This is a genomic window from Nitrosospira sp. Nsp1, from assembly GCF_900100985.1.
In the GTDB taxonomy this organism is placed as follows: domain Bacteria; phylum Pseudomonadota; class Gammaproteobacteria; order Burkholderiales; family Nitrosomonadaceae; genus Nitrosospira.
In genome coordinates this window covers 1-23014 of the sequence record NZ_FMUF01000013.1, presented here as the reverse complement: position 1 = coordinate 23014, position 23014 = coordinate 1, and the positions used below count along the sequence as shown (strand labels likewise).

The 23014-nt window shown below is 53.5% G+C and carries 22 protein-coding genes; 8 read left to right on the top strand and 14 right to left on the bottom strand.

The window, feature by feature from the left end; genetic code table 11:
- Positions 1–5: 5 nt before the first annotated feature.
- From BLP78_RS09525 to BLP78_RS09510, 4 genes are all read right to left on the bottom strand, one after another.
- The gene (locus BLP78_RS09525; RefSeq protein WP_025040804.1) at positions 6–953 is read right to left on the bottom strand and encodes an aspartate carbamoyltransferase catalytic subunit; all 948 of its coding nucleotides are present in this window, start codon (positions 951–953) and stop codon (positions 6–8) included.
- 3 nt (positions 954–956) lie between these two features.
- Complete coding sequence (gene pyrR, locus BLP78_RS09520) at positions 957–1466, bottom strand: bifunctional pyr operon transcriptional regulator/uracil phosphoribosyltransferase PyrR (RefSeq protein WP_090458801.1); 510 nt, start codon at positions 1464–1466, stop codon at positions 957–959.
- Positions 1453–1896, bottom strand: a complete 444-nt coding sequence (ruvX, locus tag BLP78_RS09515; protein WP_090458720.1) for a Holliday junction resolvase RuvX — start codon at positions 1894–1896, stop codon at positions 1453–1455. The genes pyrR and ruvX overlap by 14 nt, the downstream gene beginning before the upstream one ends.
- Before the next feature lie 66 nt (positions 1897–1962).
- Complete coding sequence (locus BLP78_RS09510) at positions 1963–2523, bottom strand: YqgE/AlgH family protein (RefSeq protein ID WP_090458718.1); 561 nt, start codon at positions 2521–2523, stop codon at positions 1963–1965.
- 401 nt (positions 2524–2924) lie between these two features.
- Between BLP78_RS09510 and BLP78_RS09505 the strand changes: the two genes are divergently transcribed.
- Entirely contained in the window at positions 2925–3389 is a 465-nt protein-coding gene (locus BLP78_RS09505; protein WP_090458716.1) for a sodium:proline symporter, read from the top strand.
- Here BLP78_RS09505 and BLP78_RS09500 read toward each other — a convergent pair.
- The 7 genes from BLP78_RS09500 to BLP78_RS09465 form a co-directional block, all read right to left on the bottom strand.
- On the bottom strand, positions 3377–3841 hold the full coding sequence (locus BLP78_RS09500) for a hypothetical protein (protein ID WP_090458714.1): 465 nt from the start codon (positions 3839–3841) through the stop codon (positions 3377–3379). The two genes, BLP78_RS09505 and BLP78_RS09500, sit on opposite strands and share 13 nt — an antisense overlap.
- 422 nt (positions 3842–4263) lie before the next feature.
- Positions 4264–4782: a pilin gene (locus BLP78_RS09495; protein ID WP_256330192.1), complete on the bottom strand. Its 519-nt coding sequence runs from the start codon at positions 4780–4782 to the stop codon at positions 4264–4266.
- A gap of 29 nt (positions 4783–4811) precedes the next feature.
- Positions 4812–5237 carry a universal stress protein gene (locus BLP78_RS09490; protein WP_090458711.1) on the bottom strand — a complete coding sequence of 142 codons (426 nt, stop codon included), beginning with the start codon at positions 5235–5237 and terminating at the stop codon, positions 4812–4814.
- 24 nt (positions 5238–5261) lie between these two features.
- Positions 5262–5987, bottom strand: coding sequence for a TerC family protein (locus tag BLP78_RS09485; protein ID WP_090458709.1), 726 nt, complete (start codon positions 5985–5987; stop codon positions 5262–5264).
- Between the two features lie 100 nt (positions 5988–6087).
- Positions 6088–7254, bottom strand: coding sequence for a patatin-like phospholipase family protein (locus BLP78_RS09480; protein WP_090458707.1), 1167 nt, complete (start codon positions 7252–7254; stop codon positions 6088–6090).
- Between the two features lie 191 nt (positions 7255–7445).
- Positions 7446–8843 (bottom strand): class II fumarate hydratase, encoded by a 1398-nt coding sequence (gene fumC / locus BLP78_RS09475; protein ID WP_090458706.1) that lies wholly within the window; start codon positions 8841–8843, stop codon positions 7446–7448.
- Between the two features lie 265 nt (positions 8844–9108).
- Complete coding sequence (locus tag BLP78_RS09465) at positions 9109–9387, bottom strand: hypothetical protein (protein ID WP_025040793.1); 279 nt, start codon at positions 9385–9387, stop codon at positions 9109–9111.
- Positions 9388–9765: 378 nt separating this feature from the next.
- Between BLP78_RS09465 and BLP78_RS15290 the strand changes: the two genes are divergently transcribed.
- Positions 9766–10257, top strand: a complete 492-nt coding sequence (locus BLP78_RS15290) for a hypothetical protein (RefSeq protein WP_143002932.1) — start codon at positions 9766–9768, stop codon at positions 10255–10257.
- 110 nt (positions 10258–10367) lie between these two features.
- Here BLP78_RS15290 and BLP78_RS09455 read toward each other — a convergent pair whose 3' ends face one another.
- The 3 genes from BLP78_RS09455 to BLP78_RS09445 form a co-directional block, all read right to left on the bottom strand.
- Positions 10368–11558, bottom strand: coding sequence for a ribonucleotide-diphosphate reductase subunit beta (locus tag BLP78_RS09455; RefSeq protein ID WP_090458701.1), 1191 nt, complete (start codon positions 11556–11558; stop codon positions 10368–10370).
- 37 nt (positions 11559–11595) lie between these two features.
- A complete protein-coding gene (locus BLP78_RS09450; protein ID WP_090458699.1) occupies positions 11596–14451 on the bottom strand; it encodes a ribonucleoside-diphosphate reductase subunit alpha in 2856 nt (951 codons plus the stop codon).
- A gap of 524 nt (positions 14452–14975) precedes the next feature.
- Positions 14976–16118, bottom strand: coding sequence for a rhomboid family intramembrane serine protease (locus BLP78_RS09445; RefSeq protein ID WP_090458697.1), 1143 nt, complete (start codon positions 16116–16118; stop codon positions 14976–14978).
- A 558-nt stretch (positions 16119–16676) separates the two neighbouring features.
- Between BLP78_RS09445 and BLP78_RS09435 the strand changes: the two genes are divergently transcribed.
- The 6 genes from BLP78_RS09435 to msrA all read left to right on the top strand — a co-directional run bounded on the left by BLP78_RS09435 (position 16677) and on the right by msrA (position 22741).
- A complete protein-coding gene (locus BLP78_RS09435; RefSeq protein WP_090458692.1) occupies positions 16677–17939 on the top strand; it encodes a TIGR03790 family protein in 1263 nt (420 codons plus the stop codon).
- Positions 17940–18173: 234 nt separating this feature from the next.
- A complete protein-coding gene (gene argS, locus BLP78_RS09425) occupies positions 18174–19922 on the top strand; it encodes an arginine--tRNA ligase (protein WP_090458689.1) in 1749 nt (582 codons plus the stop codon).
- 23 nt (positions 19923–19945) lie between these two features.
- Positions 19946–20536 (top strand): SPOR domain-containing protein, encoded by a 591-nt coding sequence (locus tag BLP78_RS09420; RefSeq protein WP_090458687.1) that lies wholly within the window; start codon positions 19946–19948, stop codon positions 20534–20536.
- A 64-nt stretch (positions 20537–20600) separates the two neighbouring features.
- Positions 20601–21248 carry a thiol:disulfide interchange protein DsbA/DsbL gene (locus BLP78_RS09415; RefSeq protein WP_090458686.1) on the top strand — a complete coding sequence of 216 codons (648 nt, stop codon included), beginning with the start codon at positions 20601–20603 and terminating at the stop codon, positions 21246–21248.
- Positions 21249–21270: 22 nt separating this feature from the next.
- Positions 21271–22023: an SDR family oxidoreductase gene (locus BLP78_RS09410; RefSeq protein ID WP_090458684.1), complete on the top strand. Its 753-nt coding sequence runs from the start codon at positions 21271–21273 to the stop codon at positions 22021–22023.
- A 238-nt stretch (positions 22024–22261) separates the two neighbouring features.
- Positions 22262–22741: a peptide-methionine (S)-S-oxide reductase MsrA gene (gene msrA / locus BLP78_RS09405; RefSeq protein ID WP_090458682.1), complete on the top strand. Its 480-nt coding sequence runs from the start codon at positions 22262–22264 to the stop codon at positions 22739–22741.
- Positions 22742–23014 lie beyond the last annotated feature (273 nt).

Here is a 23014-nt window from a genome sequence, read left to right as displayed (position 1 = left end):
CTCTTTCAATTGCCTGCCAAAATCGACATTACCGCCATCCGTACCGCAATGCCGAATGTCACTTGCGGCAGAATTACCGATTGCTTGCCGTCGGCAACCGCGGAATCGATTTCAACGCCCCGATTCATCGGGCCGGGGTGTAAAACAATAGCGTCTCGCTTGGCCAGCGCCAGTCTCTCCTGCGTGAGTCCATAATACTTGAAGTATTCCTCGGTACTGGGGAGACGTGCGCTTAACATGCGCTCGCTTTGCAGACGCAGCATCATCAGCACATCCACATCTTTTAGCCCATGCGCCATCTCGTGATAGACATGTACGCCGAGACGTTCGACCTTGGAAGGGAGCAGTGTTTTTGGTGCAATGACCCGCACTTCCGGCACACCGAGTGTCGTAAGCGCATGAATCTGGGAGCGTGCCACGCGCGAGTGCAAAATATCGCCGACTATTGCTACTCGAAGATTACGAAAGTCGGGTTTGTAATGGCGAATGGTGAATACATCGAGCAACCCCTGTGTAGGATGCGCATGACGGCCATCCCCGGCATTGATGACATGAATCTCGGGCCGGACATGGCGGGCGATCAAGTGCGCGGCTCCGCTTTGCGAGTGCCGCACCACGAACATGTCGGCATGCATCGCGGAGAGATTATTTACCGTATCCAGCAGCGTTTCGCCTTTGGATTGCGAGGAAACGGCAATGTTGAGATTGACCACGTCGGCAGACAAGCGTTTTGCCGCGATTTCAAAGGTTGTGCGAGTGCGTGTACTGGGTTCGAAGAATAAATTGAATATGGATTTACCGCGTAGCAAGGGCACCTTCTTGACATCGCGCTCCGTAACCCCGACGAAAGACTCGGCGGTATCGAGGATATTCAACAGAATAGCGGCGGACAGTCCCTCGGTGGTAAGCAGGTGTTGCAATTCGCCGTTCTTGTTCAGTTGCGGATTATTCACGGATTATTCATTATCCCGGCGTTTGTCATACAGGCTCAGGCTCAATGTTCCGTTGTCGGCTTTTTCGAGCGCGAGCATTTTATCCGAGGGCAAGTCGAGCACTGCTCCAACATATTGGGCGGCGATGGGGAGTTCCCTGCCGCCCCGGTCTACCAATGCAGCGAGGCGGACGCTTGCCGGTCTGCCATAATCGAATAATTCATTGATAGCGGCACGTATGGTGCGTCCGGTATAAAGCACGTCATCTATCAAAATTATGTGGCTGCCTTCCACCTCGAATGGGATGTCCGAGGGTTTGACCTGAGGATGCAGGCCAATCTGACCAAAGTCGTCCCGGTAGAACGAAACATCCAGCGCACCTAAGGGAAGCGAAAGCTTCAAATCTTGGTGCAGCCGTTGCGACAGCCATACCCCCCCGGTGTGGATTCCGACGAGCGCGGTGCTCGTTTCGACATCAGGCCGTATCCTTCCGGTTAGCTCGGCCAGCAATTGTTCTGCATCAGGTAGTTGCATTTCGTCCATCAAAATAAGTTTGCAATATCAGTTGAGCCGCTACCTGATCCAATAGCGGTTTTTGCTTCTTTTTATTAATGCCGGCTTCCTGCAGTGCCGCGCCGGCTTCAATTGAAGTATAACGCTCATCCACCAGTACTGTCTTGATGCCGAAACGACCTTCAAGACGCCGCGCAAAGCGCCGGCTCCGCCGGGTCAATTCATGTTCCGTACCATCTGCATGAGTAGGCAAACCCACTGCCAGCAGCGCTGGATGCCACTCATCAATCAGCTGAGCGATGCTTTCGAAGCATTCCGCTGCATTCTTGTTGCTCACTGTGGCAAGCGGATGCGCTAAAGCCAACTCCAGGTTCCCCACCGCCACGCCGATGCGCCTTTCGCCAAAATCGAAAGCCAAAACCGTCCCGGCAAGATGGGTTTCAATATTCATGATCGGGAGTCACTGGACAAGCCCGCATGCCACCGTGGAGGGTTGCCGGTGAATAGAATGCGGCTATTAAGAATGCCCCACTTCATCCGACAGGCTTGACAGATCGACTCCAAGCAGACGCATTGCTGCCGTCAAACGATCCTCAGCCGGCAATTCGAAAATGATATTGGGTGACGCGGGCACGGTGAGCCATGTATTCTGCGATAATTCATGCTCTATCTGGCCCGGAGCCCATCCCGAATAACCCAATGCAACGAGTAATTCTTTTGGGCTTTCTCCGCTTGCTATCGCTCGCAAAATATCGAGCGAAGTAGTCAGCCCGACCTTATCATGTACTACCATGGTGGATTGCCAGTCACCGACAGGCTGATGCAGTACGAAGCCGCGATCCAGTTGTATCGGTCCGCCAAACATGATTGGCAACGCGCTTACCGCCTGGTCATCGGAAGAAATATCCAATTGATCCAGCAGGTCCTTGAGAGTAAGGTCGATGGGCCGGTTAACCACCAGACCCAAGGCACCCTGATCACTATGTTCGCAGATATACGTTAGCGTCTTGGAAAAGAAGGGGTCTGCCAGGGCGGGCATGGCGATCAGAAAATGATGGGTCAAGTTGACGCTTTGCATGGATAGGCTGATTGCATCCCGCTATGAGATATCTCTAGAGTTTGAATTTGCCGGCACCTGATCCATGGACTGCCGGCTTTCCCGTTTAGTTGCAGCCAGGGTCATTTTTCACGAGCATTCGGGTAACAATATAATTTATTACCCGCCGGCATTTCGCGCCTGTGCCTGCAAAACGACTTTGCTATCATTGTAGAACGAATCCGTTTTCAGTAGTACGTTTTGAAGAAATCGAAGCTGCTCCGACTCGGCGAACCCGCCCCATCAGTAGTACCCGCTACTTCCCCGACAATTGTCGTTCAATCAGGGAATGCAAGCCCGGAGATTCCGGTTTGGCGCATGATATGGATAATGGGAGTTTTGAGTGATATGAGGGGTAAAAAGCCGGAATTTTTTTACGACATATGCCATTGAACTGGAGAGCAGCGGTCAGTTCCGGCATTGTCGCGGGCGTGGTTGCCACGGGAGCCCAGATTTTCCTGTGGCGGGTGTTCACGGACGCGTTGCCGCACATCTTTTATAGAGATGCACGCTTTACCGCGGCTATCCTCCTGGGGCAAAGCGTTCTACCGCCACCGGCCACGTTCGACTGGAAAGTGATAATAATCGCGACCGTTATTCACTTCGTGATTTCCATTGTGTACAGCCTGATTCTGGCCCGCGTGCTTTCTCGTATCGGAACGGTGTTTTCCCTGCTAGCGGGTTCCCTCTACGGGTTGCTGATATATACAGTAAACATGTATGGCGCAACGGCCTTTTTTCCCTGGTTTTCAGAAGCGCGCGACTGGATCACAGTGGTGACGCACATCGTGTTTGGAATTTCTCTGGCTGGCACGTACAAAGTCTTGTCGAGAACTCACTTCCCATAACGCAAGAGTTTGGAAACAAGCGTGTGAAAAGTTTTTTTTGGGTCTGGTACCTGACCGTCCCTCTCCGCTGCGGTACATTTCTCGTCCGTTACCTCAGTCCGGCAAAACTGGTAGTAGTTATCCCAATCCCTGTTATAGGCCGGTATGTCCTCCTGGCGGATATTGGGCTTGAAGTCATCGATAATGTCCTGCATTACCGGCAATCTGGCGCAAAGATAGGTATCTATGCTTCTAGGCCAGTTGACAGGCTCGGGATACAGGCCGGAAAGCGTATGAAGAATAGCTGAACGAAATTCCTCGGCGGCCTCATTCCGGCGTTTGCGATAATATAATTCATAAATCCCCGCAACAACGGTCGCGGCGGCGAGCAGAACCAGGGGCCACATGGGTACTTGATTGAAGTATGCCGCTATCTGGTCATACGGTGCGATAGTGTCGTTACCTTCATTCATATATTCTTTCCGGTTGTCTTGTCCTGCTACAAAAATATTCGAGCGGGCATAACGGCTTGCCCATTTGTTTCCTGTTTCTTCCAATTCAAGGCGCCTTGATATTACCCCTGCCTCTTATGCTGCGCTGATGATAAATTCAATAAACTGAGCCGCAACAGGATTTCAATCCTGCTTGGAGGGTATTACCTGAAGATTATAAGCTTTGGGACGTCGTGGTCAATTGCCCGTCATGAATTCAGCTATTTCGAATAATCGACATCCGCCCTTTACGGGTAGCTCCGTTGCCGAGCGGGGATGCCTCTCATCCACTATCGTACAGGTTAGCATTTGCATAAGAATACAAAATAATTTTACAGCCACCAATACACCAATACCTGGTTATCGAGTATCGGTCATGCGCAAGGTTAACATTTACCGCGGCGCTATTTGCAAGATGGGGGACGATGTTGAGGTAGTACGTTCCCTGCGGTAAGACCAGGTACGCCGGCAGCGGGGTGAGCGTTGTCGTTGCAAATCCACTTTACGCCATCGGTTGTCGCCAAAACCAGCGTTCTGCCAGTGCCGTCCTTCAAGAGCTCCGGACTTACTCCATTATTCTTGAATGTTGCCGTTACCTGAAAGCCGGAAGCCAGGGTCGCAGGTGTCAGGCTTGCGACATACTTTCCAGCCTGTGTTTTCACAAGGGTATCAAACTCCGCTTTTGTGGGCCATCCGCCGTTATCTGAATGAAACGCGGAGACAGGCGTTTTTACACTATCCAGAAGATCAACCGCTTCGTCAACTTGAGTCCGAGCCTGGGAATCCTGATAAAGCAGATATGCAGGCGGAATCGCAACGGTTACTAGAATACCGATAATCGCGAACACCATCATCAATTCAATCAAGGTCAAACCCTTCTTGTCCAGCGCCATCCTGATAAAGCTCCTTTGGTTAGAACTCATGCCATATCCAGTACTTTTCACTCCAGTTGTCATTTAATAAGTAGCACTGGTATTGTTGATAGCTGAATAACCTTGCTGGCTACCGAACCCAGCAAGATCCCCTTGACCGCCCCCAGCCCTCGCGGCCCGATGATTATTTGATTGCAGTTTAATTCCTTTGCATAACGCAGGATCATGTCCGGCGGAGTTCCTACCGTGATATGAAGCTGGTAGCCGATGCCCGCCTGATCCAGCAATTCACGTGCTGTCCGAAGTTCTTTCATCCCTTCTTCCTGCTGATACAGTTCAATACTCTCTTTGTCTATAAACAGAGGTACATTCCCGCGCTGGGGGAATTGCACGTTCAGCAAATGGACTTCCGGTTTTTCCTTGTACCAATCGATAAGGGTGATGAATTCCGCAATCGCTCTATCGGAAGCGTCCGAGCCGTCCACCGGCAACAAGAATTTCAGCATATGTTCTCCCCACCAAAACGGCAGCTATAACGGTTTGTTCACATCATCCACCAGATCCACACCGGCCACACTTTTTGCCTGCGCCCGCGCAGCAAGCCACTTGCCGGTTACCACAACCAGCAGTGCGCCACAGGCAGGGGCAAGCCAGTGCAGATAAGCCGCGTTCGTATTGACCCATTCCTTGCTGACCGCGTCGGTAACGCCCATATCTCCCGCGATCCAGCCCAGCAAGCCGGCACCAATGGCGATGGTGACAGGAAAGCGGTCCATCAGCTTCATCACCAGCTTGCTACCCAGAACGATGATGGGCACGCTCACCACCAGCCCGAAAACGACCAGCTCGATACTGTCCTTGGCTGCGCCTGCAATCGCAATGACGTTATCGAGGCTCATCACCGCGTCGGCGATAATGATAGTCCTGATCGCCCCCAATAGCGTTGTGCTGGCATCAACTTTATGCCCATTACCATGTGGCTCGGGCTGAAGCAGCTTGGTGCCGATCCATAATAGCAACAGCGCGGCTAAAATCTTCAGGAATGGAACAGCCAGCAAATTAAGGGCGAAGAAAACCAGCAATACTCGCAGCGCGATTGCGCCGAATACTCCCCAGAAAATCCCGAGATTTCGCTGCTTCTCCGGCAACCTTCGGCATGCAAGCGCGATGACGACTGCGTTATCACCGCCCAGGACGATATCGATGGCGATGATTTGGAGTACCGCGACCCAGAATTGCGGACTGGCGAAGTCCATAAGTAAATCTCTGAAAATTAGGTGGCTACATAAAACTTAGGCAAGAAGATATATAGTCCTCCTTGAATGGGCCGTTCTCGCAATTATACCAGCGTCTCGCTCACTCGCCCTCTGCGTGAATGAATTGAAGAATTTCCGATCTGCGCGGCGTGGTGTCTTGGTATCCCAGTTCAATCAATGCACGGCAGAAGGGTTCTTCAAACAGAACATAGCTCAGCAGCGCAGAGCCGTCTCGTCGCATTGCGCCGATGTTGCGAAAAAAAAGCCGTACGGTACGTGGTAGGGCGTGCGCGTGCTGTTCGGCGATTTTATTGATTTCCACGCTGGGAGAAATTACCATCGATTTGATCTGGCGTAGCGGCAAGCCGTTATTTTTCAAATTCTCATCCGGGATCATCCCGATAATATTGTTGATGCGTTGCAGGCGCTCCAGGTCGACGTAAAGACTGTCGAGAAAAAGGCTGCCCATAATATGGCCTCCTACCTGCGCCAACGTAGGGTAGCTGTCGACTCTGGCGCGCTCAGGTTGAGCTTCGACCGTCGCGCGTACGCCTATTACGAGCACCCGTTCCGCGCCCAGATGCAGCGCGGGACTGATGGGTGCGAGCTGGCGCATGGACCCATCGCCGAAATATTCGCGATTGAGCCTCATTGCCGGAAAAAGAATAGGGATAGCGGAGGACGCCATCAGATGCTCAACCCCGATACGCGCCGATATGCCGATGCGGCGTTCCCGTTTCCAGGGTGCTATGCCGTCAACGCCCTCATAGAACGTAACCGACTGGCCCGAAGTATAGCCCCAGGCGGTGATGCCCAGCGCATGCAAAGCGCCTGCTTCGATGCTTCTCTGAATGCCATGAAGCGGCAAGCTGTGTTCCAGTAGTTGAGCCAGTGGCGAATTGTCCAGCAGGGAAACTACGCTGCGTTTTCTTAAGCGGCCAATCAGTAGCGAAGCCAACCAGCGCGCCGCGTTTCCATATACGCCGACGGGATCGGAACGATAAGCCTGGCTGACATGCGCATTTTCCCACACCGTCGACAGATCGCGCACCCCGTCGTGAAAATTCCGGGCCGAAACTGCAAGACTTGCGGCATTGAATGCCCCGGCGGAAGTACCGCAAATCACAGGAAAGGGATTGCGCGTCTTCTTCGGCAACATTTCGGCGATGGCCCGCAATACGCCCACCTGGTAGGCGGCGCGCGCGCCGCCGCCAGTCAGCACAAGGCCGACCTTAGGCGGCGCCGACGGTGGCCGTATTGAACTCATTCACCCGCAGCCTGCTCCTGTTTATGACGCTTCATGCAAGATCGCCGCGAGCAAAAATTTTTCTGATATTCGACAGCCTGCAGCAGCACATAACTTCCGGAATCCCGGACAATTCACGGTATATGGATTGTAGATCCACGCCGACGATGCCCCGACCCGTGGCCGCTCTGGAAAATTCGGGAGGAGTAATTTTAATTCCGCCTACCTGTCCCTATCATATTCTCCGGCCTTACCCAGCCATCAAATTGCTCGGCTGTAACGTACCCCGAGGCAATCGCCGCTTTTCTCAGCGGCGTGTCTTCGCGATGCGCTTTCTTGGCGATTTCCGCTGCGACATCATAGCCGATATAGGGCGTGAGCGCTGTCACAAGCATCAACGAATTATGCACCAACTCATCGATACGTTCGATATTGGCTGTCATCCCTGTCGCGCAATGGTCGTTGAAACTCACTATGCCATCCGCAAGCAGGCGAATGCTTTGCAGAAAGTTATGGATGATAAGCGGCTTCATGACGTTTAGCTCAAAATTCCCCATGGACCCACCAAAATTAATCGCTACGTCGTTACCCATTACTTGGCAACAAATCATGAGCATCGCTTCCGATTGAGTAGGATTGACCTTTCCCGGCATAATGGAACTGCCCGGCTCATTTTCAGGGATTTTTAATTCCCCGATACCACAGCGGGGGCCGGAAGCGAGCCAACGGATATCATTAGCGATCTTCATCAATGATGCGGCCAGCGTCTTCAGTGCGCCATGGGCATGAACCAGCGCATCATTAGCAGCGAGCGCCTCAAACTTATTGGGCGCGGTGACAAACGGCAGATTCGTCAGTCTTGCCAATTCCGCTGCTATGCGGCCGGCAAATTCAGGATGGGTGTTCAGACCTGTTCCCACCGCGGTCCCACCCAAGGCCAGTTCATGCAAATGGGGAAGCGATGCGTTTACATGCGCCAGTCCGTGATCCAGTTGCGAAACATAACCCGAGAACTCCTGCCCCAATGTCAGGGGCGTCGCATCCTGCAGATGAGTGCGGCCGATTTTGACGATACCGGAAAATTCCTCCGCCTTGGCAGCCAAAGTCTGCCTCAGCGCAACGATGGCGGGTATCAATCGTTGATCGATAGAGCGTACCGCCGCCACATGCATCGCTGAAGGAAACACGTCGTTGGACGATTGCCCCTTGTTCACGTCGTCGTTGGGATGGATCTTGCATTCGGCCCCGCGCCCGCCCCCGAGCAACTCGGAAGCGCGGTTCGCCAGTACCTCATTCATGTTCATGTTGGTCTGGGTACCGGAGCCTGTCTGCCATACTACAAGGGGAAATTCCGCATCATGGCGACCTGAAACCACCTCATCGGCAGCCTGTGTAATGGCAGCAGCGACATCGGCATCCAGCAGACCTAAATCGCGGTTGACGCTGGCTGCTGCACGTTTTACCAGCGCGAGCGCGTGAAGCAGTGCGAAAGGGATGCGTTCGAAGGAGATTCTGAAGTTCTGCAGCGAACGCTGCGTCTGCGCGCCCCACAGCGCGCTGGCAGGCACTTGCATCACGCCCATGCTGTCGCGTTCTTCGCGGTAACTCATGCAGACCTTCGGCTAGATAAACAGGTGAGGCAGTTCTGAACACATGGCCAGAACGGAAGCCGAATTTAGTGGCTGATTCGGTGCCAGAGGATAAAGCGCGGTGCCGGGAAGTCGCACGACAAGCGGTCGAGATTGGTTTTCAGGCCTCTTTCCAAGGTTTACCATCACGAGCGCCCAGGCTGGCCGAATCGATAGATTTGTTTCCGGATTTTCGGCCAACTCATGCCGAGCCAGCGATCAATCTCCAAAATCAAAACCGCGCAGGTCAATTTTCAAGACGGAATGAAGCTTCACCAGGCTGGCCGGTTTCAGGATCGATCCAGTCGGATATTCCAATCTCTTCCTCCGCCTGCTCCAGGGTTTCCCCAGGCTCATAATCGGATTCCGCATTGTATTCCATATCCTGCGTAGCTTCGAGCAGCGTTGGAAAGGGACCAAAAATCCTGCCGCTCTCCTGCTCATCATGCCAATAAAAACCATCGGGACGTTCGACAATACGCTTGGTGTCGTAATCGCGTGACGCTGGTGGAATTTTATAATCCATGACTACCTCCACTAGGATTTACAGGTTGAACTGGCTTTAATGTTAACCTCGTCCGCAAAATTTTACCAGCGTAAATAATCAGTGCAGAGAAAAGATAATGATTATTGACGGGTCGGTTGCGCGGTGGCACATATGGGAATAGGAAGTCGGGAGCTACTTTCGATCGACAGAAAGCAATCGATTTTCGGTATTGCAATGTGTGAACTACTAAAAAGAGAAGGCAGTGTTTATATCCATGACTGCCGGACCGGCTTATCACTTCTCCGTAGCAGGCTAATCCGCAATGCCAACCCCAGATTCAGGAGTCCGATCCTGAAAAGGGGAATGGCCAGCTCGGAGCTGGGCTGTTGGTTTTAGCTGATTTTAGTCGTTTTTTTTTTGCCGGTTGCTTTCTTCGTCTTTTTCTCAATTCCGGTTTTAGCCGAAGCCGCTTTCCCTTCGGATTTTTTCGCGCTGGCTTTTTTGCCTGGAGAGACTGTCTTTTCCGCCGTATCTTCCTTTGCTGCCGACTTGCTGGTTGAGGCGGAAGATTTCTTTTCGGCCTTCTTTTCGGCCTTCTTTTCAGCTTTTTTCTCGGTTTTTTTCTCCGCGGGTTCCTCGACTGCTTTCTTGGACGCTTTTTTAACCGACTTTGGGGCTGCCGTTTTTTCTTGCTCAGCCGAGGCCGTTGTGGAAGCGGTCGCTCTTGCTACAGGTTTCTTGATTGAAGCAGCGGTCTTGCTCTCGGCTTTCTCGGCTGACTCCTCCGCTGCTGCTTTCTTGATTGACGTTTTTTTGCTGGTTGCGGGCTTTTTTACGGTTGCGGATTTCGCCACGGCCGGTTTCTTTGTAGCGGATTTCTTGGTAGTCGCCATTTCAACCTCCAGGTAAGATTACTCAGGGCTTACAGCATGTCACACTACTACATTTATCGCCATATGCAGATTCCACAACGTTACCGGCCAGTATAAAGATCAAGCATATTGATTCGGTTTCTCTATTTAATCCCAGCTTAGCGCTCCCCCGGTCTGGTACTCCGTAACGCGGGTTTCAAAAAAGTTTTTTTCCTTTTTCAGGTCGATCATTTCCGACATCCAGGGAAAAGGATTGCTGGCGCCCGGATAGAGGATATCCAGACCGATCTGCTGACAGCGGCGATTGGCGATATAGCGCAAGTATTCCTTGAACATCGGCGCATTCAATCCGAGGACACCACGCGGCAACGTATCTTCCGCATAACGGTACTCCAGTTCCACCGCTTTTTGCATCAGCGCGCTGATTTCATCACGGAACGCCTTGGTCCATAAATGCGGATTTTCCATTTTGACCTGGTTAACGACATCTATGCCGAAATTGCAGTGCATGGATTCGTCGCGCAGAATATATTGATACTGTTCCGCCGCTCCGGTCATTTTGTTCTGCCTGCCGAGCGCCAGAATTTGTACGAAACCCACGTAAAAGAACAGTCCTTCCATGATGCAGGCGAATACGATCAAGCTCCTCAACAACTTCTGGTCGGCTTCAGGTGTGCCGGTCTCGAACGCCGGATCAGTGAGCGTGTCGATGAATGGAATCAGGAACTCGTCTTTTTCCCGAATTGACGCCACCTCATGATAAGCGTTGAAAATTTCCCCCTCGTCCAGACCTAACGATTCGACAATGTATTGATAAGCATGCGTATGGATCGCTTCTTCAAATGCCTGGCGCAACAGATACTGCCGGCATTCCGGGTTGGTGATGTGGCGATAGGTGCCGAGTACGATATTGTTGGCGGCCAGCGAATCAGCGGTAACAAAAAAGCCCAGGTTCCGCTTGATCAGGCGGCGTTCATCCTCGGTCAGCCCATTGGGGTCTTTCCATAAGGCGATGTCTGCACTCATGTTGATTTCCTGCGGCATCCAATGGTTAGCGCAGGCGGAAAGATACTTCTCCCATGCCCACTTGTACTTGAACGGCACCAGTTGATTGACGTCCGCCTTGCAATTGATGATGCGCTTGTCTTCAACCGATAGGCGCCGATTTATATTACCGGCAACGGGGCTATCATTATTTTCGCCATTCTGCACTTCAGATCCATTCGAACCGGCGCTTTGCGGGCTCAGCCTGGATGCAGCCAGCACTCTTGCATCGCTCGACGCACCATTTATTCGTGGCATTCCCGATTGCACCGTATCGTCCTCAAATGTCAGCATATCCTTCTCCTTTTATTTTCCGATTCCTTGCGAATTATTATTGGCATGACTCGCACTCGGGATCATCAATGCCACAATAACTCACGTCAGTTGCCATTGCACTCACTGGCATGTTTCCTTCTATTGGCACCGCGTTCAGGGAGCCTGCCCTGCCCGTGGATTTTTCCGCTGAAGTCGCGCCGAGCGAGCGCAAATAATAGGTGGTTTTCAAGCCGCGCAGCCAGGCCAGCTTATAAGTCTCATCCAGTTTTTTTCCGGACACCCCCGCCATATAGATATTGAGCGATTGTGCCTGATCGATCCACTTCTGCCGCCGCGCAGCCGCCTCGATCAACCACTGTGGATCGAACTCGAAGGCAGTGGTATATAGCCTGCGAATATCGGCCGGCACCCGGTCTATCTGGCCCAGGGCGCCATCGAAATACTTCAGGTCCGAAATCATGACTTCGTCCCAGAGTCCCAGTTTTTTCAGGTCGTTCACCAGGAATTCGTTCGCCATGGTGAACTCACCCGATAAATTGGACTTGACGTAAAGGTTCTTGAAGGCCGGCTCGATGCTGGCGGATACGCCGATAATATTGGAAATGGTCGCGGTTGGGGCAATTGCAAGGCAATTGGAATTGCGCATGCCATGCTCTCTTATACGTTCGCGCAGCGCATCCCATTCAAGCGTGGCCGACCTGTCTACCTCGATGTAACCGCCGCGCTCTTCGCGCAAGAGATCCAGCGTGTCCTGAGGCAGAATCCCGCGATCCCACAGGCTGCCGCGATAGGAAGCATAACGTCCGCGCTCTTCGGCCAATTCGGTGGAGGCCCAATAGGTGTGGTAAGCAACCGCTTCCATTGTGTGATCGGCAAATTCCACCGCCTCATTTGATGCATAGGGGATGCGCAGCATATGCAGGCAATCCTGGAAGCCCATGATGCCCAGTCCCACCGGACGATGCTTGAGGTTCGCATTCCGCGCCTTGGCGACGGCGTAGAAATTGATATCGATCACATTGTCCAGCATGCGCATGGCGGTGCTGATAGTGCGCTTGAGCTTGACGGCATCGAGTTCGCCGTCGGCAATATGTGCCGCCAGATTGACCGACCCCAGATTGCACACGGCGATTTCGTGATCATTGGTATTGAGGGTTATCTCGGTGCAGAGATTGGAGCTATGCACGACACCAATGTGGCTTTGCGGCGAGCGAATATTGCAGGCATCCTTGAAAGTGATCCATGGGTGTCCGGTTTCAAATAACATGCTGAGCATTTTGCGCCATAGCTGCTGCGCGGGAATCTTCTTGTGCAGGCTGAGTTCGCCGCGCGCGGCCTTCTCCTCGTAGGCAAGATAAGCCTGCTCGAACGGCTTGCCGAATTTTTCATGCAGGTCGGGCGCGTCCGAGGGTGAAAAAAGTGTCCACTCCCCGCCCTCCATGACGCGCTTCATGAACAGGTCGGGAACCCAATTGGCGGTATTCATGTCATGAGTGCGGCGGCGGTCATCGCCGGTATTCTTGCGTAAATCCAGAAACTCCTCGACATCCAGGTGCCATGATTCCAGGTAGGCGCAAACTGCGCCTTTGCGCTTGCCGCCCTGGTTTACCGCTACCGCAGTGTCGGACACCACCTTGAGGAAAGGCACCACGCCTTGCGACTTGCCGTTCGTACCCTTGATGTGCGAGCCCATGGCCCGTACCGGCGTCCAATCATTGCCCAGTCCCCCGGCATACTTGGCGAGCAGGGCGTTCTCCTTGATTGCCTCATAAATACCGTCGAGGTTATCCGGCACCGTGGTGAGGTAGCACGAAGACAATTGCGAACGGCGGGTTCCCGAATTAAACAGGGTTGGAGTGGAGCTCATGAAGTCGAAGTTCGAAAGCACGTGGTAGAACTCCAACGCGCGTCCCTCCCGGTCAATTTCGTTCAGCGCAAGCCCCATTGCCACGCGCATGAAAAATGCCTGCGGCAGCTCGATACGACTGTCCTGTATATGCAGGAAATAACGGTCATACAAAGTTTGCAAACCGAGATAGCCAAATTTGAGGTCGCGGTTGGCATCCAGCGCTTTGGCCAAACGCGGCAGGTCAAACTGCGCCAGACGCTCATCCAGCAATTCCGCATCGATGCCGCGTTTGATGAATTCAGGAAAATACGCTGCATAGCGATCGGACATTTCCTGTTGCAGGACTTCTTCGCCCAGCACTTCGAAACGGAGGGAATGCAACAACAACCGTGCAGTGACATGGCTGTAGGCCGGCTCTTTTTCAATTAACGCGCGTGCCGACAGAACCAGCGATTTTCTTACTTCTTCCAGAGGGACGCCATCGTACAAGTCCTTCAATGTGGCTTTCAGTATCAGCGCCGGGTTCACCACTTCGCCCAGGCCTGAGCAGGAAGATTCGATCAGCGTCAGCAGGCGCGCCGTATCCAGGGGGATCCTGATACCGTTCTCGATTACATTCAGAACGCTGGCCGGTGCTTCCACCACGCCCATTTCTTTCTGTCTCGCCCGCTTGCGTGCGCGATCCTCGCGGTAGAGCACATAAGCGCGCGCCACATCATGCTCTCCAGAGCGCATCAGCGCGAGTTCCACCTGATCCTGAATGTCCTCGATATGAAAAGTCCCGCCCGAAGGCTGGCGACGTATCAATGCATTGACCACGTCATCGGTCAGCCGTGCCACCAGTTCCCGTACCCTGGCGGAAGCTGCACCCTGGCCGCCATTGACGGCGATGAATGCTTTTGTCATGGCAATAGAAATCTTGGCCGGCTCGAACGCGGCCACAGAACCATTGCGACGAATGATTTTGTATTGGGAGTACCGGGTGTCCTGGGTGGGAAGGGTTGAAGAAAGTTCGTGCCCCGCTACTGCCGGACGGTTCATGTGATCTGTTGCAAGCTGCATGTCGGATTCTCCTCATCTATACTGGGAAAGCGGCTTCTTCCCTATGGCTGAAGCGGGTGGCTGTGGATATCGATAAATCCTTAAACCACTACATCTAGTATCAAGATTGGATACATTTTACTAGAACTAGTGCACACAGTGCAATATTTTTTGAGGTATGTCAAAAGCTTTTCATGGAATTAAAGCATGCCGGCGGGCTGAAGTCCGGGTTGCCGGTAGTGCGCGGCACTGCCTCGTGCCCGGGTGCGGTAACGCTTATCGCTTGCCGTTTACATGTTTCATTATCATAGACCAGGACCATGACGTTATCACCTTCACTTTGGTGTGAGAATAACCAAATAATGGGTTGTGCTACGCTCCACCCATCCTGCTAAAACCGTATGGAGGCATATGAAACATTGATCCGGGTACTACGTGTGCATCAATTCAATAGTGGTTACCCCACTCATTTCAGTTGGAGTTGATTGGTCAAATAATTCCGAATTATTCGGTCAATTAATTCAATAGTGGTTATCCCGCTCATTTCAGTTCGCATTTTTGTCTTTATCTTGCTCTGCGCGCCTTGGCCTGGAAAGCTCATCTTTTTCAGGTTGAGTGAGCTGCCGCGATTGTTTTTCCATTTCCAGGGCGTCGTGGATCTGTTCGGGCTTGTTGGCGCGCAATCCCTCCGCCAAGGCGCGTGACGCATCCCTGCGGCGCTCGGCGTAATGGCGCAGTATTTCCACGGTAGCGGCGGAAGGCAGGGCAGGGTTGGGCGGAAGCTCGGAGAGCAGCTCAAAGCTTTCTTCATAGCGGTCGGCAACCGATGTGTCGATACGTCCTGCCAGTTCGTCGAATGAGATGCCGTCTTGCCTGGCCTTATCGAGTATGCTCTGCCAGGACTGCGTGATCGCTGCGTCGTCCCGCAAAAATTCTCCGATCTCCTTGCGCGCCAGCACCTCTTCGCTCCAGCGATAAGTGCGCACGGGCACTTGGCTGACGAGGATGATAATTGCAAGTGCAAAAGCGGCTCCGGCAAGCGGGCGGATGTGGCGGAATCGACGTTCTGTTCTACCGGCAGGCTGTGCAAGTATGATTCCGCCGAGTATTCCGGAAAAAAAACCGCCGATATGCGCCGCATTGTCGATGCCGGGAATCAAAAGGCCGAGGACAAGGCTGGCAAGGGCAAAACCCGCAGCCCCCCAGAAAAACCAGCGAAATTCCTTCGGATGCAGATTGTGGCGCTCGCGCCAGAGAAATATGAGCAGGGCGCCAAACAGGCCAAAAATGGCGCCTGAAGCGCCCCCGGAAATGGCTAATCCTCTATGGGCAACGAGTGACAGCAAGTTACCCGTCAGGCCGCTGGCGAAATAGATGCAGGTAAAGCGGGCGTGCCCGTACATCCGTTCAACGAGTTGCCCGGCGTCCCAGAGCGCCCAGAGATTCAACGTCAGGTGGACGGCGCCAAAGTGGAGGAATAGCGCGGTACCCAGGCGCCACCATTCGCCGTCTTGCGTAGCCGGACCAAAATTTGCGCCCCAGGCCAATTGCACGCTATTGGATGAATGCCACAACCCCGCTCCGCCCACGAGCATGGCGGCGAAGACCAGCAGATTGACGGCGACCAGCAGTTTGGTAACGGGAATACCAGGCAACCGCTGGCGGAGAAGATCATGTAGAGGCAGCATGGGACAGTGGACGCATTTTCGTGGAGCGTTTAACCTAAATCCGGTAGTTGGACGGGGTGAAGTGTACGGTTTTTGGGGTGCAGGGCAAGGCGCAACGACGCGGAATGCGACCGCGCAGGGCGGAGCAGTGCCTTCCGCAGGAAGGTGCGACCCCGAATCGGGATGCGGGCGCCCCCTTGCGTGTAGAGCGCGATCGCGGCATCCCCTGCGCTGCCCGATCCCCGCTTCGCGGGGCCCCTCGGGCGACGCTTCGGGGCGCCATTCCATTCCAAGGAGTTGCAACGCAGCCATGTGCCCCAAAAACTGTGCAATTCGCCCCGTAGCGCCCTCACCCGGAAGGTGAGCGTAAAATAATATGAAATATTGTTATTAACCATAATACTGATCCATCAAATGAGCGGTCAATTACCGGATTTAGGTTTATTATGCACGAGGATGAAGCCTGCTTATTTTATATGCTTGGGGAATAAGGACGTTTCTCAAAACCGGAATTTGCCGGCCCCGGCTTCAGGGCCGAGGTTATTCGCCTGGGAATGGGCGCCTCTACGTGCATCTTCGATGGGACGCCTTGCCCGTCCGCGATTCGCAAGCTGGAAGTTTCTGACCTGTCTCCCCGTCCTGCTGATCGCTCTGATGTCCGGGCCACTGCCTGTCCATGCTCAAGCAAGAATCGAGCTGCCGCGCACGGGGCTGGCGCCGGATGAGCTTGCTGTCATCATTAACGACAGCGATCCCCAATCCCTTGAAGTGGGTGATTACTACCAGAAGGCGCGCCATATCCCGGCAGCCAACATGATTCATCTGAACTTTCCGTCCGGCCGGAACGCCCTCTCAAGGGATGAGTTTCAGCAACTGAAGGCGGAAATCGATCAGGCCACGCCCCCTCACATTCAAGCCTATGCGGTCGCGTGGACACTTCCCTACCGGGTAGCTTGCATGTCGCTGACTTCGGCGCTGGCCTTTGGCTTCGACGAGCACTATTGCTCGTCCGAGTGTGGTGCTACCAGACCCAGTCCATACTTCAACTCGTCCAGTCTTCATCCTGTCAACGATCATAATATACGACCGGCTATGATGCTGGCCGGCACCGATTTCGAGCAGGTCAAGGCACTGATCGATCGGGGAGTCGCCTCTGATCGCAGTTTTCCCAAAGGACACGCCTACCTGGTAATAACGCCCGACAAGGCACGCAGTGTGCGGGCCAGCTATTTCGAGCTGGCCGAAAAAGAACTGGCCGGTGTTTTCCCCATCGAAATCCTGAAAACCGAAGCAATTTCAGGCCGGCACGATGTTCTTTTTTATTTCACCGGCCTGGTCAACGTGCCGCAACTCCATACACTGGATTTTCTGCCGGGCGCGTTGGCTGATCATTTGACTTCAGCCGGCGGCCAGCTTACCGATTCAATGCAGATGAGCAGCCTGCGCTGGCTGGAAGCGGGCGCCACCGCAAGTTACGGGACCGTGGTCGAGCCATGCAACCATATGCAGAAGTTCCCTTTTCCCGCCGTTGCCATGTTTCACTACGCGCTTGGCGAAAGCGCCATCGAATCTTACTGGAAGAGCGTGGCATGGCCGGGCGAGGGCGTGTTTGTGGGCGAACCGTTGGCCCAGCCGTTCGCTCCGGAACTGAAAGAAATTCGTGCGGGTCAGTTCGAATTGCACATTTTTTCGCCGCGCCAACGACGGCTTCGCATGGAGCGATCCATCTCAGCGGTAGGTCCGTACAAGGCTCTCGCTCAGCGGCCACGGATAAACCGTGGCGCTAATATAATACGCTTCAATTTCGCTGAAAAAGAAGGCTACCTCAGATTGCAATGGTGAAAGGGGCGGCCTGGCTCATTGCCTGATACGCTGATTTATGCCGAATTGATCCGGCGCTTGCCCGGTAAATAGCCAATTTTACGCTATTCTTAATATGCGCAATCCCCTGGAGCGCGCCGCCACAGCGAATTAGCGGTGTTTTTCCTCTTTCATTCATCGCTGCGCCAAGCAAACTGGCAGCGTAACTCATCCCAACGTCGTTATAATAACCGCTGCCAACCTTTCGCTATCGTCATGATTCCTCCAGTCCAGCCCAACTTTAAATCCCATTTTGCCGAGCTCCTGCGGACGCCCTTGAGCGAAATGGGACCCTCGGCGTTGGATGCGAATATAGAGTTTGCGCGCCCCCGCCAGGCGAGCCATGGTGATTACTCTTGTAACCTGGCGATGCAATTGGCCAAGCCGCTGCGCCAAAGTCCGCGTGAGATCGCCGCGCTGCTCGTCGACGTGCTTTCCGCCTCACCTTATCTCGAAAAGATAGAGGTCGCGGGTGCCGGCTTTATTAATTTGTTTCTCACGACTTCCGCCAAGCAGCAGTTTCCCCGTTACGTGCTGGAAAGTGGCGAGCAGTTCGGCCATGTTAATCTGGGCGCAGGTAAAAAGGTACAAGTGGAATTCGTCTCGGCCAATCCGACCGGACCCTTGCACGTGGGGCATGGGCGAGGTGCGGCATTCGGCGCAAGCCTTGCCAATGTGCTGGCGGCGGCCGGGTATTCCGTCGCGCGTGAGTATTATGTCAATGATGCCGGACGTCAGATGGATATTCTTGCGCTTTCCACCTGGCTGCGTTATCTGGAGCTGAATGGGGTCACTTCGCGCTTCCCCGGCAATGCGTACCAAGGCCAGTACGTGCGCGATATGGCACGCCTGATCTACAAGGCGCATGCAGGGCGGTATGTTCATCGGCCTGATCTGCTGTTCGAAGGTATCTCGGAGGAAGCGGAGACCGGTACCGAAGCAGACCTCGACGGGCTGATCGCCAAAGCCAAAAAACTGCTGGGGCAGGATTACGCATACATTCACAATTTCGTCCTGACCGAGCAATTGGGCGACTGTCGCAATGACTTGATGGAATTCGGTGTCGCTTTTGATACATGGTTTTCCGAGCAATCGTTGTTCGATAACGGTGACGTGGCACATGCGGTCCAATTACTCGAACAGGGGCGTTATCTATATCAGCAGGATGGCGCCCAGTGGTTCCGATCAACCGATTTCGGCGATGAAAAAGACCGGGTGGTTCAGCGGGAAAACGGGCAGTTTACTTATTTCGCTTCAGATATCGCTTATCATCTCAACAAGTTCGAACGCGGCTTCGAACGCGTCATCGATGTCTGGGGGGCCGACCATCACGGATATATTCCACGGGTAAAAGGCGCGATGAAAGCGCTGGCTATCGATCCCGGAAAACTTGAAATTGCGCTGGTGCAGTTCGCGGTGCTCTACCGCGACGGAAAAAAAGCACCCATGTCCACCCGTTCGGGGGAGTTTGTCACGTTGCGTGAATTACGCCAGGAAGTAGGAAACGACGCAGCACGTTTTTTTTACGTATTGCGTAAAAGCGACCAGCATCTGGATTTTGACTTGGACTTGGCTAAATCGCAAAGCAACGATAATCCCGTTTATTACGTGCAGTATGCCCATGCAAGGGTTTGCAGCGTGCTGGAACAATGGGGTGAAGACCCGGCGGTGCTTCGCACAGCGGATATGTCTCCACTTATAGACCCCGCTGAATTATCTCTTTTGCAGAAGCTGATCGATTATCCTGAAATGGTGGAGGCAGCGGCGAAGGAACTTTCTCCTCACCTGATCGCCTTCTATCTCAGGGAACTGGCGGGTGAGTTTCACAGTTACTATAATGCTACCCGTTTTCTCGTTCCGGAAATTCCGCTGCGGCTGGCCCGGTTAGGGCTGGTTGCCGCAATACGGCAAATATTGAGCAACGGTCTGAAACTGCTGGGCGTAAGCGCGCCGGCCAAGATGTAGCCACTCTATTGAATATGCCTCCCATGAGCCGAGATTATAAAACCCACACCAACTCTTCAATTTCCGCCAAAAGCAGGAGTACGCTTCTCCTGGGGGTATTTATCGGCTATGCGTTGGGCCTACTCAGCGCCATTGGCACCTGGATGTATATCAATCAGGCGCCCAGCCCATTTATATCCCAGGATAAAGTGGTGGATAGCGCCGCAACCCAAACTGAAAGGGCGGCACAATCCTCCGGCACGGGAGCCAAACCGGCCAACGTTGCCGATGCCAAACCACGCTTTGAATTCTATAAGATACTGCCCGATGCCGAGGAGCCTGTGCCGGAGCACCAGATCAAGCAGGCTGCGCAGCGGACTTCTTCGCAGGATAAGTATTTTCTTCAGGCAGGGTCTTTCCAGAATGCCGATGACGCGGATAATTTGAAAGCGAAACTCGCCATGCTCGGGGTAGAAGCGTCGGTTCAAGCCGCCAATTTGCCGGAAAAAGGTACTTGGCACAGAGTACGCGTAGGCCCTTTTTCCAGTGCTGCAGATGGCGACCGGGTGCGCGCATCTCTGCAACAAAGCGGCGTGCAAAGCAGTCTCATCAAAATACATGAAGGGGTGCAGTAAAACAGGGACTTCCAGTCTCGCTTTCGGCGCGAATAAATATACAGTCTATTTCCAGGAGAACAAAATGAATTCATTGCGTTTGCTTGCGGCGGTCCTCTTTCTGGTCGGCATCAGTGTCACCGGTATTTCGGCCGCTCGCGCCGAAATTGTTGAAGGGACGGATTACACTATTCTGCCCCAACCTCGACCGACCGACAGTGATGGCAAGATTGAAGTCATAGAATTCTTCTGGTACGGTTGCCCGCATTGCTACGAACTTCATCCGCGAATCAAAGCCTGGCTGAAGCGGAAGCCTAAAGATGTGAACTTTCGTTACGTTCCCGCCATCTTTCGCGCAAACTGGATTCCCGGCGCAAAAACCTTCTATGCGCTGGAAGCGCTTGGCGAAACAGACCGGCTGCACGATAAGGTCTACGAGGCCATTCATCGCGACAAGATCGATTTGACCAAGGACGAGGTATTGTTCGACTGGATGGCCAAGCAGGGGATAGACCGGAAGAAATTTATTGATGCCTACAACTCTTTCTCCGTACAAAACCAGGCGTCGCGGTCAACACATATGTCCAAGGATTACAGCCTCACAGGCGTGCCGGCGATAGTGGTGGACGGTAGATACCTCACCAGCGGAAAAATGGGTGGCACGCCCGACGATACCATCAGAACGATGGATGAGTTGATTGAGAAGGTGCGCAAGGAGCGGGTAAAGAAATAGTGCGATATCAAGACGCTGTTTGATGCCATTGAAAGTAATCATAAGCGGAGCATCCAGTGGCTTGGGTAGCGCATTGGCACGGCACTATGCCGGTCTGGGGGCAACGCTGGGCCTGATCGCACGGCGCGTGGATTTATTGGAAACGCTTGCGGCAGAATTATCGGGTGCATCCATCTACGCGGCCGATGTCCGTGATGCCGAGGCAATGCGAGCCGCAGCGCACGATTTCATGCGCCGTCATGGTTGCCCCGATGTCGTCATCGCCAACGCGGGCATCAGCCGCGGCACGCTTACCGAATATGCCGAAGATCGTGAAGTTTTTGAAAGCATCCTCGCCACCAATGTCATTGGCATGGTAAACCTCTTCCAGCCGTTTATTTCTGTAATGAGGACAGCCGGACAAGGCAGCCTGGTTGGCATTGCCAGCGTTGCGGGTTATCGGGGTCTTCCAGGAAGCGGCGCTTACTCAGCCTCCAAGGCTGCCGCCATCAGCTATCTCGAAAGCCTGCGGGTCGAGATGCACGGCAATGGCGTATCGGTCATCACCATTTGTCCCGGCTACGTCGCGACACCGATGACGGCGAATAATCCCTTCCGCATGCCTTTCCTTCTGACAGCAGAAGAGGTTGCTGAAAAAATCGTGCGCATTATCGAGAATAAGGTGCTGTTCGCCGTGATTCCCTGGCAAATGGCCATCGTCGCCCGGGTTTTAAGATTCCTCCCAAATTTTCTTTATGACCGCCTATTCGCCAACGCGCCACGGAAGCCGAGGTAGCCATGTTGGACTTTTTAGTGATTTTTGCATGTTATCCATGATGGGCTCCAGAGTGGGCCGGCACTGGCACTAAATTTTGCTCCATTGTGTTTGATGGCCTTGCAGCCAGCATGGTATTCTGGATTTATGATTGAGAACGAAAGCTATCCGCCGGTTACGGTGGCGATCCGTTCGACATCAGCATGGGCATATAAATCGGTTACGTGGTTAAGCGTGGTTACGTTGAGGAGGTGCCGGAATGACAACAGAAAAAGCAATTTTTGGAGCAGGTTGTTTCTGGGGCGTCGAATCTGTTTTTCGGGCAGTCAAGGGCGTGGATGAGGTGATAAGCGGATACGCCGGCGGTCATGTCAAGAATCCTGCCTATCGCGATGTATGCTCGGGTGAGACCGGCCATGCCGAAGTGGTGCAGGTGGCATACGATCCATCCCAGGTTGGTTACGATGAGTTGCTTGATGCGTTCTGGAATTGCCACAATCCTACCACGCCCAATCGGCAGGGACCGGACGTGGGTACGCAATACCGTTCGGTGATTTTCTTTTACACGCCCGGGCAGGAGATTGTGGCCAAAGCGTCCAGGGAAAAATTGCAGCAAAGCGGGCGCTGGCGCGAGCCTATCGTCACGGAAATTCTGCCGGCCTCCGAGTTCTATCCCGCGGAGGAATATCATCAGCACTATTTCGAAAAGCGCGGCGTCCGGGGCCATTGCCACGGTTGAAGGACCGTGCCCAGCATTGCGAGCGATGGTGAGGTTGCGTATCCCGTTCCACAAATTTCGTAGGATGGGTGGAGCGAAGCGTAACCCATCAAAACCGGCAACATACACATCGATTCGCGGCTGATATCGCCGCTCTTGTTAAGTGTGCTAAGCCCAAATGATGGGTTGCGCTTTGCTCCACCCATCCTTGTATGATTGAAATTGTTCTGATTTTGATTGAAGGTGCAAGTAACATCATCAGTTCACTGGGGAAGCCGTCCCATCCTGAAGACA

Bases quoted from the DNA above. Each gene is read 5' to 3' on its own strand.
- BLP78_RS09505 (WP_090458716.1), top strand. From the start codon at position 2,925: ATGCCATTGAACTGGAGAGCAGCGGTCAGTTCCGGCATTGTCGCGGGC.
- pyrR (WP_090458801.1), bottom strand. From the start codon at position 1,466: ATGCAACTACCTGATGCAGAACAATTGCTGGCCGAGCTAACCGGAAGG.
- BLP78_RS09420 (WP_090458687.1), top strand. From the start codon at position 19,946: ATGAGCCGAGATTATAAAACCCACACCAACTCTTCAATTTCCGCCAAA.
- msrA (WP_090458682.1), top strand. From the start codon at position 22,262: ATGACAACAGAAAAAGCAATTTTTGGAGCAGGTTGTTTCTGGGGCGTC.
- ruvX (WP_090458720.1), bottom strand. From the start codon at position 1,896: ATGAATATTGAAACCCATCTTGCCGGGACGGTTTTGGCTTTCGATTTT.
- argS (WP_090458689.1), top strand. From the start codon at position 18,174: ATGATTCCTCCAGTCCAGCCCAACTTTAAATCCCATTTTGCCGAGCTC.
- BLP78_RS09450 (WP_090458699.1), bottom strand. From the start codon at position 14,451: ATGCAGCTTGCAACAGATCACATGAACCGTCCGGCAGTAGCGGGGCAC.
- BLP78_RS09455 (WP_090458701.1), bottom strand. From the start codon at position 11,558: ATGCTGACATTTGAGGACGATACGGTGCAATCGGGAATGCCACGAATA.
- BLP78_RS09495 (WP_256330192.1), bottom strand. From the start codon at position 4,782: ATGAGTTCTAACCAAAGGAGCTTTATCAGGATGGCGCTGGACAAGAAG.
- BLP78_RS09415 (WP_090458686.1), top strand. From the start codon at position 20,601: ATGAATTCATTGCGTTTGCTTGCGGCGGTCCTCTTTCTGGTCGGCATC.
- BLP78_RS09480 (WP_090458707.1), bottom strand. From the start codon at position 7,254: ATGAGTTCAATACGGCCACCGTCGGCGCCGCCTAAGGTCGGCCTTGTG.
- BLP78_RS09485 (WP_090458709.1), bottom strand. From the start codon at position 5,987: ATGGACTTCGCCAGTCCGCAATTCTGGGTCGCGGTACTCCAAATCATC.
- BLP78_RS09500 (WP_090458714.1), bottom strand. From the start codon at position 3,841: ATGAATGAAGGTAACGACACTATCGCACCGTATGACCAGATAGCGGCA.
- BLP78_RS09465 (WP_025040793.1), bottom strand. From the start codon at position 9,387: ATGGATTATAAAATTCCACCAGCGTCACGCGATTACGACACCAAGCGT.
- BLP78_RS09445 (WP_090458697.1), bottom strand. From the start codon at position 16,118: ATGCTGCCTCTACATGATCTTCTCCGCCAGCGGTTGCCTGGTATTCCC.
- BLP78_RS09510 (WP_090458718.1), bottom strand. From the start codon at position 2,523: ATGCAAAGCGTCAACTTGACCCATCATTTTCTGATCGCCATGCCCGCC.
- BLP78_RS09435 (WP_090458692.1), top strand. From the start codon at position 16,677: ATGGGACGCCTTGCCCGTCCGCGATTCGCAAGCTGGAAGTTTCTGACC.
- BLP78_RS09490 (WP_090458711.1), bottom strand. From the start codon at position 5,237: ATGCTGAAATTCTTGTTGCCGGTGGACGGCTCGGACGCTTCCGATAGA.
- BLP78_RS09410 (WP_090458684.1), top strand. From the start codon at position 21,271: ATGCCATTGAAAGTAATCATAAGCGGAGCATCCAGTGGCTTGGGTAGC.
- fumC (WP_090458706.1), bottom strand. From the start codon at position 8,843: ATGAGTTACCGCGAAGAACGCGACAGCATGGGCGTGATGCAAGTGCCT.